Origin of the sequence: Pseudomonas sp. 8 R 14, from assembly GCF_900005955.1 — a bacterium.
Classification (GTDB): domain Bacteria; phylum Pseudomonadota; class Gammaproteobacteria; order Pseudomonadales; family Pseudomonadaceae; genus Aquipseudomonas; species Aquipseudomonas marginalis.
Genome location: NZ_CVTH01000052.1, coordinates 103,532 through 118,552 on the forward strand (window position 1 = coordinate 103,532; position 15,021 = coordinate 118,552).

Annotated in this window: 11 protein-coding genes; 8 read left to right on the forward strand and 3 right to left on the reverse strand. The window is 59.1% G+C overall.

Annotation, left to right across the window (positions count from 1 at the left end; all coding sequences use genetic code 11):
• Positions 1-351: 351 nt before the first annotated feature.
• The 4 genes from BFQ01_RS11320 to BFQ01_RS11335 all read left to right on the forward strand — a co-directional run bounded on the left by BFQ01_RS11320 (position 352) and on the right by BFQ01_RS11335 (position 6,358).
• Entirely contained in the window at positions 352-1,284 is a 933-nt protein-coding gene (locus BFQ01_RS11320; protein WP_065925338.1) for a chemotaxis protein CheV, read from the forward strand.
• Between the two features lie 75 nt (positions 1,285-1,359).
• Entirely contained in the window at positions 1,360-2,475 is a 1,116-nt protein-coding gene (locus BFQ01_RS11325; RefSeq protein WP_083244873.1) for an HD-GYP domain-containing protein, read from the forward strand.
• Between the two features lie 131 nt (positions 2,476-2,606).
• Positions 2,607-4,769 (forward strand): methyl-accepting chemotaxis protein, encoded by a 2,163-nt coding sequence (locus BFQ01_RS11330; RefSeq protein ID WP_065925340.1) that lies wholly within the window; start codon positions 2,607-2,609, stop codon positions 4,767-4,769.
• A gap of 149 nt (positions 4,770-4,918) precedes the next feature.
• The gene (locus BFQ01_RS11335) at positions 4,919-6,358 is read left to right on the forward strand and encodes an ArnT family glycosyltransferase (protein ID WP_065925341.1); all 1,440 of its coding nucleotides are present in this window, start codon (positions 4,919-4,921) and stop codon (positions 6,356-6,358) included.
• A 15-nt stretch (positions 6,359-6,373) separates the two neighbouring features.
• On the opposite strand, the gene BFQ01_RS11340 is transcribed toward BFQ01_RS11335, so the two are convergent.
• Positions 6,374-6,862 (reverse strand): TIGR00645 family protein, encoded by a 489-nt coding sequence (locus tag BFQ01_RS11340; protein WP_017253710.1) that lies wholly within the window; start codon positions 6,860-6,862, stop codon positions 6,374-6,376.
• Positions 6,863-7,026: 164 nt separating this feature from the next.
• On the opposite strand from BFQ01_RS11340, the gene BFQ01_RS11345 reads away from it, so the two are divergent.
• Entirely contained in the window at positions 7,027-8,850 is a 1,824-nt protein-coding gene (locus tag BFQ01_RS11345) for a hypothetical protein (RefSeq protein ID WP_083244874.1), read from the forward strand.
• Between the two features lie 6 nt (positions 8,851-8,856).
• Here BFQ01_RS11345 and BFQ01_RS11350 read toward each other — a convergent pair whose 3' ends face one another.
• Complete coding sequence (locus tag BFQ01_RS11350) at positions 8,857-9,174, reverse strand: PA4575 family protein (RefSeq protein WP_027605329.1); 318 nt, start codon at positions 9,172-9,174, stop codon at positions 8,857-8,859.
• Between the two features lie 298 nt (positions 9,175-9,472).
• Entirely contained in the window at positions 9,473-11,911 is a 2,439-nt protein-coding gene (locus tag BFQ01_RS11355) for a Lon protease family protein (RefSeq protein WP_065925342.1), read from the reverse strand.
• A gap of 268 nt (positions 11,912-12,179) precedes the next feature.
• Here BFQ01_RS11355 and BFQ01_RS11360 point away from each other — a divergent pair, with 268 nt between their 5' ends.
• The 3 genes from BFQ01_RS11360 (at position 12,180) to BFQ01_RS11370 (ending at position 14,974) form a co-directional block, all read left to right on the forward strand.
• On the forward strand, positions 12,180-12,668 hold the full coding sequence (locus tag BFQ01_RS11360; protein WP_027605327.1) for a DUF3015 domain-containing protein: 489 nt from the start codon (positions 12,180-12,182) through the stop codon (positions 12,666-12,668).
• A gap of 92 nt (positions 12,669-12,760) precedes the next feature.
• A complete protein-coding gene (locus BFQ01_RS11365; protein WP_065925343.1) occupies positions 12,761-14,614 on the forward strand; it encodes an Lnb N-terminal periplasmic domain-containing protein in 1,854 nt (617 codons plus the stop codon).
• A gap of 48 nt (positions 14,615-14,662) precedes the next feature.
• Positions 14,663-14,974: a chorismate mutase gene (locus tag BFQ01_RS11370; protein WP_065925344.1), complete on the forward strand. Its 312-nt coding sequence runs from the start codon at positions 14,663-14,665 to the stop codon at positions 14,972-14,974.
• Positions 14,975-15,021 lie beyond the last annotated feature (47 nt).

Here is a 15,021-nt window from a genome sequence, read left to right on the forward strand (position 1 = left end):
AACAATTGATCGTGCCAAGTGAACTGATGGTCGAACGAGTGCTGGTACTCACCCAAGACGCGCGCGCATTCCAGTAACAAGAAAGGCCGAGTCGCATTCAGCGTCTCGGCCTTTTGTTGTCATACATCCACCCTGCTATTTTCCAATCTTAATCATTATCAACTCCCAATCCAGCAAGTTAGCCAACTAACTATTTTAAAACATCCGCCTGAATAGCTAATCATCCGCGCCGATATTGCTTTAACGATAAACCCGTCGATTATTTTTATTTCACATATATTTTACATTCCCCCACATATGCTAATGTCATTAAGACATCAACGCTGTTCCAACCAGAATCAAGGGGTGTGTATGGCAGGTGTAATGGCATCCGTTAACAGCCGTACACAACTGGTCGGCCAGAACAGGCTGGAATTACTGCTATTCCGCTTCAACGACCAACAGCTGTACGGGATCAACGTCTTTAAAGTTCGGGAAGTTATCCGCTGCCCCAAGTTATCTCTACTACCAAAGTCTAATAACAACATTTGTGGCGTTGCCAATATACGCGGCGCTTGCATTCCCATTCTAGACCTCGCGATGGCAACAGGACTGCCCGGGATCACGGATAAAGAAAGCGCCTTTATTATACTTACGGAGTACAACAACCGCGTTCAGGGTTTTCTGGTGTATGCGGTTGAACACATCGTCAATTTGAACTGGGAAGACATTCATCCGCCCCCCAAGGGCAGCGGCGACAACAATTACCTGACGGCCGTTACCCGTGCCCATGATCGTCTGGTCGAAATCATCGACGTGGAAAAGGTGCTGACGGAAATCTCGCCCTCGTCCGAGGAAATATCCGTCGGCGTGGTGGATGAAGCCGTCACCCAACAGGCCAGGCATCTGCGTGTGCTGACCGTGGACGACTCGATGGTGGCGCGTAAACAGGTGACCCGCTGCCTGGAGACGGTAGGCGTCGAGGTGGTCGCCTTGAACGATGGGCGCCAGGCGCTGGATTACCTTCGGGCCATGCTCGAGGAGGGGCGCAACCCGCACGAGGAGTTCCTGATGATGATTTCAGACATCGAAATGCCGGAAATGGACGGTTACACCCTGACCGCCGAAATCCGCGGCGACCCGCGCATGGCCAAGTTGCATATCGTACTGCACACCTCCCTGTCGGGCGGTTTCAACCAGGCCATGGTCAAGAAAGTCGGGGCCGATGACTTCCTGGCGAAGTTTCGCCCGGATGACCTGGCAGGCCGCGTAGTCGCGCGTATCAAGGCCGCGAGCCCGATCTGAAAGGTAAGACAACACTGCTCAAGCCAGGGAGGCTGATGAGACACGTATAAGAAGAACATCAACAGAGGGCATACCATGTTGAAGTGCAATGAACTTAATCTGCAGTCACCTGACGGCGAGGCAAAGCCCTTCTGGCGGGACGGTGCACCCTCAGAGGGGCCGTGCGCCCTGGGCTGCGGCACCCAGCCTGCCACCCAGGCCCCGACAGCTGCGCCAGCCGTTCCCGTCGTCCCCAGATCCATGCAAGACGAGTTGGTCGCCGCACAGGAAATCTGTAGCCGCGCCAAGACCGCCGTTGTCGAAATGTTCGGCCATGCCCGCATGGGCCGGGCCCTGGAGCTTGAAGACGTCAGTGCACTGGTGGACGACATTTCGAGCTCGATCGCCCGCCATCCCAACGCCTTTATCAGCCTGGCACGCCTTAAAAGCATCGACGACTACACCTACATGCATTCGGTCGCCGTGTGTGCGTTGATGATTGCCCTGGGCAATCAATTGGGCCTGTCCTCCGCACTGATTCGTCGGGTCGGGATGGCCGGGTTGCTGCACGACATCGGCAAAATGGCCATACCAGGTGCCATCCTCAACAAGCCTGGCCGGTTGAGCAGTGACGAATTGCAGTTGGTGCGCACCCATCCACGGGAGGGGGAGAAAACCCTGCTGGCGGCCTCGCAGATGTGCGAAATGGTCGTGGATGTGTGCCTGCATCACCACGAAAAGTTCGACGGTAGCGGCTACCCCCATCAGTTGGCGGGTGACCAGATCAGCCTGGTGGCCCGGATGGCGGCGGTATGCGATGTCTACGATGCAATCACCTCGGACCGTTCCTACAACCAGGGCTGGGACCCCGCCGTCGCCATCCAGCAAATGTCCACATGGGACGGACACTTTGATGACGAAGTATTTCGTGCATTTTTGAAGTCCGTGGGTATTTACCCGGTCGGTTCTATTGTTCAATTGAAAAGTGGCAGTATCGGTGTCGTCATAGAGCAACATCCCGACTCTTTATTGATGCCAAAAATCAAAGTGTTTTTCCTGCCCGTTCTAAATATCTATGTAACGCCGAAAATAATAGACCTGAGTGATCCCGCACAATCCGATCGAATTGTCGCGAGAGTACCGCCCCAGCGTTACGGTTTTAAAAACACCGAGCATTTATGGCTCGATGAAGAGATGCCAAAAGAGCATTAAGCAAACTCAGCGCTGTACCGCATGCATATGCCTAAGCAGCCAATGATAGAACACTATGCCTTGCGCCAAGAAAGTACCGGAATGTCGACATTCGATGATGTTGGCAACTATTAGCATGGGCAGGAAACATCATGAAATTCAACTCATTGCAGACTCGAATCTGTTTCACCGCCGGGCTCTGCCTGTTTATCTCTTGCGCGAGCCTGGTGTTATATGGCCTGTATTCCTCGAATGCCAACCAGGCTTTTGTGGGTGCTGAAGTTTCAACCCTGATTGAAAGCGCCACCATCCGCGAAGTGCAAAACCTGGCTGAGTCGCGTGCCAATGCCATCCAGGCAAAACTGCAGAACGCCTTGGACTCGGCACGCACAATGGCCAATACCCTGGGAGCGAGTAAAAGTGCCCAGAGCCCGCTGAGCCTGGGCCGCGAGCAGATCAATACGATGCTGCTCAGCGTGCTCAAGGACAACCCCGACTTCAACGGCACGTATTCATGCTGGGAGCCGGACGCGCTGGACGGCCAGGACCAATCCTTTCGTATCAATGAAGGCGGTAACAACCCGTTGACGGGCCGCTTCACACCTTACTGGACACGCAGTTCAGACGGCCATATCGCCGTGCAACCGCTGGTTGAGTACGATTCCGATGCCCGCCACCCCAATGGTGTGCTGAAGGGCGGCTGGTATTCCGGCCCGCGGGACACCCAGAAAGAAAGCGTGCTGGACCCACTTCCCTACGTGGTGCAAGGCAAAAATGTGTGGTTGACCACGCTGTCGGTACCTATCACCGCCAATGGCAAGTTCTACGGCGTGGTCGGTGCAGACTTCGACATTTCGTTTATCCAGAAACTCAGCGAGCAAATGTCCGCCGACCTGTATGGCGGCAAAGGCTCCGTGTCGATCCTGAGCAATCAAGGGTTGGTGGTGGCCGACAGTAAACGCCCGGAACTCATTGGCCAGTCATTGAAAGCGTTGTTGCCCGGCTCTTGGGAGAACGTGTTGAGCAATGTACAGAAGGGTCAGGGAGACAGCCGGTTCAACCCGGATTCCCAGGAAATCGAAGTGCAGATGCCGATCAACCTGGGCCGCACCGGCAAGCCCTGGGCGATCGTGATCCATCTGCCCAAGGCGGTGGTCATGAGCCAGGCCATTGCCCTGGAGCAGGAACTGCAGTCACGCGGCGTCAAGAGCAGCATCTGGCAGGTCTCGGTCGGCGTGGGTATCTCCTTGCTGGCATTGCTGGCGCTGTGGTTCGCCACGGCGAAAATCGTCGGTCCGATTCGTGAAGCCGCCGCCCTGGCCGCCAACATCAGCCTGGGTGATTTCTCGCGTCGGCTGGTGCAAAAATCTGAAGATGAAGTGGGCCAGTTGTCCTTTGCCTTGAACGATATGTCGGAAAGCCTGCAACGCCAGGTGCGCGTGGCCGAGCGAATTTCCGAAGGGGACCTGGATCTGGAAGTGCGCCTGTCCTCGCCCAATGACACCCTGGGCAAGTCGTTGGAAAAAATGGTCGGCAACCTGAACACCTTGATTTCCCAGGTGCTGACCAGCGCCACGCAAATCACCGGCAGTTCCGCGCAGGTCACCGAGTTGAGCCAGTCGCTGTCCGACGGCGCGTCCAATTCTGCCTCGTCCATCACTGAAATCAGTGCGGTGATGACCCAGATGGCAGCGCAAACCACCGACAACGCCGCCAATGCGAAAAAGGCCGACGAGCAATCCCAGGCTTCCCGCGCCGACGCCGGGGAAAGTGACAAGTTGATGAGTGAATTGATCGCCGCCATGGCGGAGATCGACAACTCGGGCAAAGACATCACGGCCATTATCACCACCATCGACAACATCGCCGCTCAAACCAATCTGCTGGCGCTGAACGCGGCCATCGAGGCCGCCCGTGCCGGCGAACTGGGCCGTGGCTTTGCGGTGGTCGCCGATGAGGTCAGGAGCCTCGCCGCCCGCAGCGCCGAAGCCGCCCAGCAAACCGCCGCGCTGATTGCAGATTCCTCGACCAAGACCCAGCGCGGCATGATCATCGCCGGCCGCACAGCCGACTCGTTGAGAAATATCGTTACCGGCACCAGCACGGTGTCCAGCCTGGTGTCGTTGATCTACCAAGCCTCCAGTGAACAGGCTTCCGGCCTGCAGCAGGCGAGCATCGGCCTGGAGCAGATCGACGAAGTCACCCAGCAGAATCAGGTCAACTCCCAACAATGCGCGGTGGCGGCCAAGAACCTGTCGGAACGGGCCAGTTCCATGCAACAGGGCCTGAGCCGCTTCAAAGTCAAAGCCTCGTAATGCCTCACGCGAAGCCAGGGGGAACATCAACCTCCTGGCCCAGCGATATAAACCCACTCCCATTCATGAAATATTAAGAATCGCCTCCCTATACTCACCGATTGCGAGCCGTTCCCCCGAACGGCCTTCTGCCTCGGTAGCCAGACTCCATGACGCGCCCCGCTCCCCTGCTGCTCCTGCTTGCTGCTCTGTTGTTCTTCTTTGCCCTGGGTAACCACGAACTGCAAGGCTCCACCGAGGCCCGTGTCGCGGGGATCGCCATGGCCATGCACCTGGACAATGACTGGGTCGTGCCGCAACTGTTTCGTGAACCCTTCCTGGAAAAACCGCCCCTGAGCCTGTGGCTGGACGCCGGAGCGATTCGCCTGTTCGGCGGCACGCCTGGGGCGGTCCGCCTGGCCTCGGCATTTGCCGGTCTGTTCAGCGTGATGCTGTTCTATGCCATGCTGCGCCGGTTCGGGCGCCCGAAAACATTGGCCCTCAGTGCGGCGCTGATCCTGGCGACCATGGCCAGCTACTGGAGCAATGTGCGTGGCGTGGGGGAAGACTCACTGCTCAGCCTCGGCGTGACCACCGCGCTGCTGGCGTTCTACCAGGCGATGCGGCCTGAGTCCGAGCGCCAAGGCTCGACGACCTGGGCCTGGGCGCTGTTTACCGCCGGCATGGTGATCGCCACCTTGAGCAAAGGCGTACTGGGCCTGGCGATGCCGGGCATCGTGATTTTCGTGTACCTGGCCAGCACCAGCCTGATGGACAAGCGCCTGCGCCTCGCCGACTGGCTCAAGCCGGCGCTGTTCACCCTGTTGGCATTGGTGCCGCTGGTGATCTGGTTGTGCTTCCTGTTCCAGCGCGGCGGGATGCAGGCCGTGGGCGAAGTACTGTGGACCAACAGCGTCGGGCGCTTCAGCGGCTCGTTCGTAGAGGCCGGGCATTACGAGCCGTTCTACTACTACATCGCCAAGCTGCCCGAGGCCTTCCTGCCGTGGAACATCCTGGTGTACCTGGGCCTGTGGCACTTCCGGAAAAGCCTGGTGCGTAACCGCTACCGCCTGTTTTTCAGCGTATGGCTGGTGGCGCAATTCACCCTGCTGACGCTGGCCTCAAGCAAGCGCACGGTTTACTTGATGGCCCTGACACCGGCCGCCGCCGTACTGGCCGCCGAATACGCCCGGGTGTTGCTGGAATGGCTCAAGGACCACAAGCCGGCGCTGTACCGCTACCACCGGCATGTGATCGGCGGCGTCTTCAGCCTGCTCATCGCCTGCTATCTGGTGACCGCATTCTGGTTCGCGCCAAAAGCTGACGCGCGCCAGTCATTCGTACCGGTGATCAGTCAGGTCCAGGCACTGCAGGCGCAAGGCAAGGAAGTCGCGCTGTTCCAGCCCAACGAGCGGATCGCGGGGGCCGGCGTGTTCTATATGAAGAGTTACCTGAGGATCCTGCAGACGGAACCCGAACTGCACAGCTACCTTGCGGCCCAGCCCGGCAACGTTGCGCTGCTGGACCATACCAACGACTTGACCACCAAGGTCACGGTGATCAAGGAGATGGCCATCAACCGCCAGCCCTACTACTTCATCGAGCAGTAAGGCCAGCGCGGGGCATCAGTGCTTGGTGACCTTGTCCAGGTAACCCATGGCGAACGCCGAGATCACGAAGGTCATGTGAATGATCACGTACCACATCAGGTGTTGCGGATCGACGTTCTTGGCGTCCATGAAGATGCGCAGCAAGTGGATGGAGGAAATCGCCACGATGGAGGCCGCCACTTTCATCTTCAGCGACGAAGAGTCCATGGTGCCCAGCCAGTTGAGCTTTTCCTTGTTTTCATCGATGTCCAGCTGCGAGACAAAGTTCTCGTAGCCGGAAATCATCACCATCACCAGCAAGCCGCCGACCAGGGCCATGTCGATCAACGACAGCAGCACCAGGATCAGCTCGGACTCGGCCATCGAGAACACGCTCGGCAGCAGGTGAATCACTTCCTGGAAGAATTTCAACGCCAGCGCCAGCAACCCGAGGGACAGGCCGAAATAGATAGGCGCCAGCAGCCAGCGCGAGGCGTACATAGCATTTTCGATAAAGCGTTCCATTGGATCTCACACAGCATGGCTAGAAATGGCGGCGAGTATACCAGCCGCTATAAGACACCTGTAACCACGAGAAAACTGACCTGGGCGGCATCTGTAAGAGAATTTTTCTGCTAGTGTCGAGCCCAATAACTCGGCTCGATGACGTCGGACAGGAAAAAACTCAGATGATGGATGTGCGATCCCCTTTGGCCAGCGTTGGCCTGTGCGCCGCCTTGTTGCTGGCCGGCGGCTGTTCCCCAAGCGATGAGCAGAAACAGGCCACCCTCGAAGAGAAAACCGCGAAGTTCGAGCAGTCCCTCGACAGCATCCAGGATCCGAAACTGCGCGACGCCATTGCCGACCTCGGCGGCTCGCTGCTGCTGCTGGAACGGGCGCGGGTCAAGCTCGCCACCAAGCCCATCGAGGCCGAATACGGCGAGGACACCCTCGCGCTGCTCAAGCACTACCCCACGCCGCAAGGGCTGGTGGACACCTACATCAATGGCTTGTTCGTACTGCGCAAAGCCTCACATTCCGACTACCTGACCGATCTGCAGCCGGTCTTCCCATTCAACTTCAATGTGCCGGACCAGTTCCCCTTCCCCCACAGCCTGGAATGGCAGTCCGTCACCTTGAGCAACAACAAGGTCGTGCCGTTCCAGCCGGAATGGTCCGAAACCGATCCCGGTATCCAGTTGAGCCCCAGCAGCTCCAACCTGACCAACCCGGATGACCTGACGGTCACCTACCCGTTTATCGATGGCATCGAGACGGAAAACAAAAGCCAGCCGCAACCCGTTCGCCTCAAAGGCGCAGTGGAAGTGATCGCACCGGGCAAAGTGCTGACCTTCGACTTGTCGAAAAAGGACGTGGGCCACAAACGCACCGAAGGCAATATCACCGTCAACCTGCTGCTCCTGGAAAAGAACTACGCCGAAATCGAACTGACCAACAGCCAACCACTGGCACCTGAGGTGGGTGACGAATCGCCTAACCCCTTGCTGGTACAGGCGCGGGACAGCACCGGGCAATTCCTCACACGCTCGGGTTCGATCAACGAAAGCAGCGCACAAGTCGAGTTCTACCAGAAGCAGTTGGCCGAGATGCAAAAACAGAAGGCCTGGTCCGATGGGTTTGAAAAGCAACTGGTCGATGAGCAGAAAGCCTTCGAACACAAGCAGAGCAGCCATTACGCCAAGGTCTATTTCAATGGCCTGATCGACACCCTGCAGATCAATGTGCTGGATTTCTCCACGGCCACGGTCACCCGCAAGGACCTCGACCTGCCGGTCCTGCGCTTCGACAAGAACAGCCTGGAAAAAACCGTACAAGCCTTGCCCATGCCGGTCACCGTGTACGACGACGGCGCCGCCAGCTGGCTCAAGGACGCCTCGTTGACCGAGGAACAACTGAAGAACAGCGTCACCATCAGCCAGTCCGTCGAAGACGCCAGCGCCGCCCATATCGTGTTCGACCACCCATTCACCTTCAATGACGACTTGGTGGGCAGCGAGCGCAACAGCAGCGAATCACCGGTGACGTTCTTCACTGCCGATGAGAAAGGTGAACGCGGCGAGCCCATCGAATTGCCGACCGAGGCGTATGAATTGAACCCGGCCCGCGGCACCCTCACCTACGACCTCAACCTGTTCCCGGAAAACCCGGCGTTTGTGGTGGGTTCGATCCCGCTGTTCCTGGCGACTATCGAGAAAGGCGACATCGATGCGGCCAAGCTGCCCAAGGGGTTGTCGCTCAAAGACAACGCACTGATCGTCGACCAAAAGGAGTTCCCGGCCGACAGCTGGCGCTTCTATGCCAAGGACGCCAGCGGCAACTACCTCAAGGAAATCCTCGGCGTCAGCCATCGCGCCGAGGAATACGGCACGGCCTTGTTTGACGTGCATTACTTCTACGGCCAGCCGACGGCACTGGAAAGCTACCAGCGCACCGACCTGAGTACCGTGCAATACGGCTTTGAGGTCAAGCTGGACAAACCCGAGAGCAAATAACCGCGCCTACAGCGCCAGTTGCTCATGGCTGCCATTGAGCTGCCGCAGATGGGCCTGCATGTGCAGGCACCAGATCTGCGGGTCACCCGCCAGCTCATAGCCGTGCAGGGTCAGGCTGTCGACGATCGATTGCAGCATGCTTTCTGCCACGAAGGGCCCATGAAACGGGCCCTGGGACTTGATTGTGGAAGGCTGCTCACCCGTCATTCCGGCGGCAAACAACAAGGTCCACATTCCGTTATCCCCCGCGAGCGGGCGAACGGAGCATTCGATTCGGGTAACCAGGCCGAAGCACTGGCGGGTAAGGCAAAGGTTGCGCGGCATGGCGGCGACCCTCGGTAGATCGGTGTTCAGCCTCAACCTATGGCGAGGCTGTTTCTATCCAGCGACTCCTGTGGATATCCCTACGCTCAGAATAGAATAAAACCACGACAAACCAAGGCTGTAGGGACCAACGGGCGTTGGCCCCTCAGAAGGACGTCAATTTAGTGACGCAACCAGATCCAAATGTGGGAGGGGGCTTGCTCCCGATGCAGTGTGCCAGTCGACATCTACATGACTGACCTATCGCAATCGGGAGCAAGCCCCCTCCCACATGTTTGATCCGGCCTGGCCTCAGAACTCAGGTGGGCTTGGCTTCGGCCAGCGCCTGCTGCGCCAGCTCCTTCTCCGCTTCCTTCAGGTCTTCCTCGCTGATCATCTCGGCAATCGCGCGCAAGCGCTCGACCACGCGGGCATTGACCGTGCCTTCCGGGAACTGCCCCTCGGCGTCCGGCTCACCGGCATCCTCGCCCACCAGAAGGCTCAATGCCTCGTCGGCCTGCCGCACCGCATAGATGTGGAATTGCCCGGCGCGCACGGCCTGCAACACCTTCTCATCCAGCATCAACGTGGCCACGTTGGCCTGGGGAATAATCGCCCCTTGCTCGCCGGTCAGACCGCGGGCTTCGCACAGGCGGAAGAAGCCTTCGATCTTCTCGTTGACCCCGCCCACGGCCTGCACTTCACCAAACTGGTTGATCGAACCGGTGATCGCAAAGCACTGCTTGAGCGGCGTCTTCGACAAGGCCGAGATCAACGTGCAGGCCTCGCCCAGGGACGCGCTGTCACCGTCCACGTAACCGTAGGACTGTTCCAGCGCGATACTCGCCGAGATCGCCAGCGGAAATTCCTGGGCATAGCGGCTGCCCAGGTAACCGGTGAGAATCATCACGCCTTTGGAGTGAATCGGCTGCCCGAGGTTAACTTCACGCTCGATGTCGACGATTCCGCTGCCGCCCGGGTACACCGTGGCGGAAATCCGCGCCGGCACACCGAACGCCGAGTCACCGACCTCCAGCACGGTCAGCCCGTTGCACTTGCCGACCGCCGCGCCGGCGGTGTCGATCAGGATCACCCCGGCGAGCATATCGTCGAGAATCCGCGCCGACACACGCCCGGTGCGCGTGGCCTTGGCCTTCAGCGCACGCTCGATATGGCCGGCATCGGTCATCTCATCGCCCGCCAGATGCCGGATAAAGTCCGCTTCGCTGACCAGCTGGAACAAATCCCCAATACGCGCCGACAAACGGCCCTGGTGCTCCGCCAGCCGTGCGCTGTAGGTGGCCAGCCGCGCCACCGCGTCCGAAGTCAGCGGCGCCATGCCTTCTTCCGAAGTGCGGGTCTTGAGCAACTGGGCGAACTGCTCCAGGCTCTCGTCCACCATCGGAATATCTTCGTCGAAATCCACCAGCACCCGGAACATCTCCTGGAAGTCCGGATCGGCGTCCTGCAGCGCGTAATACAACTGGCGCGAACCGATGATGATGACCTTGACCTGCAATGGGATCATCTGCGGGTTAAGGGTCACGGTGGCCAGGCGGCCCAGTTCGCCCAGGGGCGATTCCATCTTCAGCTTGCGCGACTGCAAGGAACGCTTGAGGGCGTCCCACACAAACGGCTCGCTGAGCATCTTCTCGGCTTCAAGAATCAGGAACCCGCCGTTGGCACGGTGCAAAGCGCCCGGGCGCAACTGGCGATAGGTGGTGTACAGCGCGCCCTGGTCGGTGCTGTATTCGATACGGCCGAACAGGTTGTCGTAGGTCGGGTGCGGTTCAAACACCACCGGCGCGCCACCGTTGACCGGATGGCCCACCACCAGGCTCGGGCAGTATTGCTCTTCGAGCAGCTTGCGGGCCTGGGCGTCGGTCTTGGCGTCGTCCACCAGTTGCTCGACCACGGTTTTCAGCAGGTACACCTGCATGGCCTGCAGGTAACCGCAGACACCGGCGTTCTCCGCGTACTTTTCCGACAGCGGTGCGAGCAAAGGCTGCAAGGCCAGGGTGATGGTTTCTTCGTTGAACTGGCGCAGTTGATTATTGGACTCGCGCTTCCACTGGGGCAGGCTGGCCAACTCCTCGTTGAGGCGTTCTTCCAGCTCGGAAATATCCGTGTGGAAACGCTCGCGATCCACTTCCGGCAGCTGGGAGAACTCGGCCTCATCCAGGGCCTTGCCGTCGAGCATCGGGGTGAAGGCGATGTTGGAACTGTCGCGGTACAGCGCCACGTCCTTTTCCAGGGCCAGGCGCTCGATCACGTCCAGGGCCTTGTCATAGCGCTGGTTGAAAGCGCGGTCGATGGCACTCTTGCGCTGTTGATAAGTCGGGTGTTCGAACACCGCCGGGAAGGTCGCGACGAGGTTGTCGACCAGGCCATTGATATCGGCAATGAACGCCGCCGCACCGCCGCCTGGCAATTCCAGGGCGCGGGGTTCGCGAGGCTCGTCAAAATTATTCACATAGACCCAGTCCGCCGGGGTCTGCAGGCGCTTGCCCTCGGCTTTCAGGTAGCGTTTGACGAACGAAAAGCGGCCGGTACCCGGCTCGCCCATGACAAATACGTTGTAGCCGGGGCGCGGCATGGCCACGCCGAACTGCAACGCTTCAACCGCACGTTCCTGGCCAAGCACACCGCGAAAGGGCTCCAAATCATTGGTGGTCGAGAAGCTGAACTGTTCAGCGGAGAAAGGGCGAGTCAGCGCTTCGGGCGCTAGACGCAAGCTGGCAGCAACAGGATCAGGCATCGGGCTTCCTTACATCAGGCGGGGCAGATGACGGCATTCTGGCTCCCTGTTGCGCGCTCTGGCAAGGCGCGCCGTTGGGAAACCCTGGACACGGGAGGCGCCCTGCAAAAAAAATCGCGACATTGCTGATTGTTTTATAAAAACACACGGAACCCTTGGAACGTGCCTAAACTCCAAACTGCGCGGGTTGGACTAATAACCGATCCCGAGGGCGCTATGAAGTGCCTGAACCCTTGTCCATTGGTTTGCACACAAAGAGAACAAAGCTATGAAACGGATCCTTCTCGGTACTCTCTTCACCGTCGTCTCCCTCAATGCAATGGCTGAAGCACCAGGTGGCCCGAACTGCGGTTGGGGCAACATGTTGTTCGAAGGCCAGCGCGGTACTCCAGCTCACTTCCTGGCTTCCACCACCAACGGTACTTCGGGTAACGCCACCTTCGGCATGACCTCGGGCACCAACGGTTGCAGCACCAACAGCGCGCTGACCTACGGCGGCAAGTCCTGGATTGCCATGAATGGCATGATGAACGAGCTGTCCGAAGACATGGCCAAGGGTAATGGCGAAGCACTGACCACCTACGCCGTGGTACTGGGCGTTGCTCCGGAAGATCGCGAGCACTTCGCTGCCGTGGCTCACGAACACTTCCAGCAAATCTTCAGCAAGGCCGATGTGACCGCTGAAGACGTGCACAACAACACCCTGGCTGTACTGAAAGGCGATGCCCGTCTGGCGAAATACGCTACCCAGGCTTAAGCTCGTCCTGCCCGCGCCTACCCAGGCGCGGGTTTTATTTTTTGGACCCGCCTCTCCTTGGGTCTCTCTAATTTCCGACTTAAGTTGCCCCTATGCTCAAACGCTTTGCCTGGATGGCACTCTTTGCCTGCGCCCCGCTGTACGCGGCACCGCATCTTGATGATCAACGTTTGCAGCAATTGGCCAATGATCCGTTCTGGCTTTCTCTGGGCCATTACGAAGCCGGCAAAGTCAGTGGCTGGCGCAGCTATGTCAGTGAAAAGAAATTCTTCCTCGCCGCCGATGGCGCCCACCACCCGGATGCAGAACTCAAGGCCACCGTTGAAGCGCTTTACGCTCCGGCCAGCCTGGGTGAAAAACACGCTCAATGCGTTTACCCCGCACGTACCCGCTGGCTCAAGGATCAGTTGCACCTCACTGACCTGCCCGCCGTGGACTGCAAGGAATTCAAGCAATGGTTCAAGGACGTCGCGCCCCATAGCGCGGTGATGATCTTCCCGGCGGCCTACCTCAACAGTCCGTCGTCGATGTTCGGCCATACCCTGTTGCGTATCGACCAGGCCGACGTGCAGAGCAACAAGACTGCGCTGCTCAGCTACGCGATCAACTTCGGCGCCTACATCGAAGGCTCGGACAACAGCATCCTCTACGCATGGAAAGGCCTGATGGGCGGCTACCCCGGCCTGTTCGCCCTGGTGCCCTACCAGGAAAAACTCTCCGAATACCGCAGCCTCGAAAACCGCGACCTGTGGGAATACCGCCTCAACCTCACCCAGGTCGAGACCGAGCGCATGGTCGAGCACGTGTGGGAGCTCAAGCAGATCCAGTTCGACTACTTTTTCTTCGATGAAAACTGCTCCTATCGCCTGCTGGAACTGCTGCAAGTGGCGCGCCCCGGCCTGCGCCTGACCGAGCAATTCCCGCTTACCGCGATCCCCACCGACACGGTCAAGGCCGTGAAGGATGCGGGACTGGTGGAAAAGATCGACTACCGTCCCTCCCGCGAGCGCGAGTTGCTGGAGCGCGCCAAGCCGCTGAACAGCGACGAGCAACAATGGATACTGAAGGTCAGCGACGACCAGCAGCAACTGCAGGAACCGGCCTTTAAAGCGTTGCCTCGCGACCGCCAGGCCCTGATCATCGACGCCGCCTACCGCCTGGGCCGCTACCGTGCCAATGGCCTCGAGCGCGACACCGCGCGCTCCCAACGCAGCTTCGAACTGCTGCGCGCGATCAACCAGAACCCGGCGCCCGACCTGACGATCACGCCTCCCGGCCTGCCCGAAAACGGCCATGAATCGCGCACCTGGCAAGCCGGCATCGGCACCCGTGGCGACAAGGCCTTCGGCGAATACGGCCTGCGCATGGCCTACCACGACCTCAACGACAACGCCGAAGGCTTCCCCCTCGGCGCCCAGATCGAAATCCTGCAGATGAAACTGCGCCAGTACGAAGGCAACCACTGGCAACTGCAGCAACTGGACCTGGCCACCATCCGCTCCCTGACCCCGCGCAACGCCTTGCTGCAGCCGTGGTCCTGGCAAGTCACCGGTGGCCTTGAGCGGGTGCCCGGTAAACACGACGACGACACCCTGGTCGCCCACGTCAACGGCGGCGCCGGCGGCACCTGGCAACTGCGCGACGACATGCTCGGCTTCGCCCTCGGCACCGTGCGTGTGGAACACAACAACGACTTCAACGAAGCCATCTCCCCCGCTGCCGGGTTCAATACCGGCGTGCTGTGGAAAAACCCCCTGGGCAACTTGAGCCTGGAGGCTAAAGGAGACTTCTTCACCAATGGCGAGGTACGTCGCAGCCTCAGCCTGAACCAGCAGTGGGAACTGTCCCGCAACCTCGGCCTGCGCCTGAGTGCACAGCGCGAGTACAGCCACTTGTCGACGCCGGTGAATGAAGTGATGCTTGAGGTGAAGTGGTATCACTACTGACTAACACCTTTTGTCAGCATTGCCCGCACAATCAGGAGTTCACTCGACATGGCCGTTACCTGCACCACCCTTGAAGAAGTTCGAAACAACATCGACCGCCTCGACCAGCAAATCGTCACCCTGCTGGCCGAACGCGGCCGCTACGTCTCCCAGGCGGCACGCTTCAAAAAAGATACCGATGGCGTCAAGGCCCCGCAGCGGGTCGAGCAGGTGATCGCCAAGGTGCGGGATCTGGCGCAGACCGTGGGTGCCAACCCCGAGGTGACCGAGCAGGTCTATCGCGCAATGATCGCGGCGTTTATCCAGCAGGAATTGGCGGAACATTCAGTCCTGACGAAAGCAGGAAAGCCACAAACCTAATTCATAAAACTGACCTGCTCAGAATTTTCAAACTTTTGCCTGCAAGT

Excerpts from the sequence above, each read along its gene's own strand:
- BFQ01_RS11320 (WP_065925338.1), top strand. The coding sequence starts at position 352 with ATGGCAGGTGTAATGGCATCCGTTAACAGCCGTACACAACTGGTCGGC.
- BFQ01_RS11325 (WP_083244873.1), top strand. The coding sequence starts at position 1,360 with ATGTTGAAGTGCAATGAACTTAATCTGCAGTCACCTGACGGCGAGGCA.
- BFQ01_RS11330 (WP_065925340.1), top strand. The coding sequence starts at position 2,607 with ATGAAATTCAACTCATTGCAGACTCGAATCTGTTTCACCGCCGGGCTC.
- BFQ01_RS11335 (WP_065925341.1), top strand. The coding sequence starts at position 4,919 with ATGACGCGCCCCGCTCCCCTGCTGCTCCTGCTTGCTGCTCTGTTGTTC.
- BFQ01_RS11340 (WP_017253710.1), bottom strand. The coding sequence starts at position 6,862 with ATGGAACGCTTTATCGAAAATGCTATGTACGCCTCGCGCTGGCTGCTG.
- BFQ01_RS11345 (WP_083244874.1), top strand. The coding sequence starts at position 7,027 with ATGATGGATGTGCGATCCCCTTTGGCCAGCGTTGGCCTGTGCGCCGCC.
- BFQ01_RS11350 (WP_027605329.1), bottom strand. The coding sequence starts at position 9,174 with ATGCCGCGCAACCTTTGCCTTACCCGCCAGTGCTTCGGCCTGGTTACC.
- BFQ01_RS11355 (WP_065925342.1), bottom strand. The coding sequence starts at position 11,911 with ATGCCTGATCCTGTTGCTGCCAGCTTGCGTCTAGCGCCCGAAGCGCTG.
- BFQ01_RS11360 (WP_027605327.1), top strand. The coding sequence starts at position 12,180 with ATGAAACGGATCCTTCTCGGTACTCTCTTCACCGTCGTCTCCCTCAAT.
- BFQ01_RS11365 (WP_065925343.1), top strand. The coding sequence starts at position 12,761 with ATGCTCAAACGCTTTGCCTGGATGGCACTCTTTGCCTGCGCCCCGCTG.
- BFQ01_RS11370 (WP_065925344.1), top strand. The coding sequence starts at position 14,663 with ATGGCCGTTACCTGCACCACCCTTGAAGAAGTTCGAAACAACATCGAC.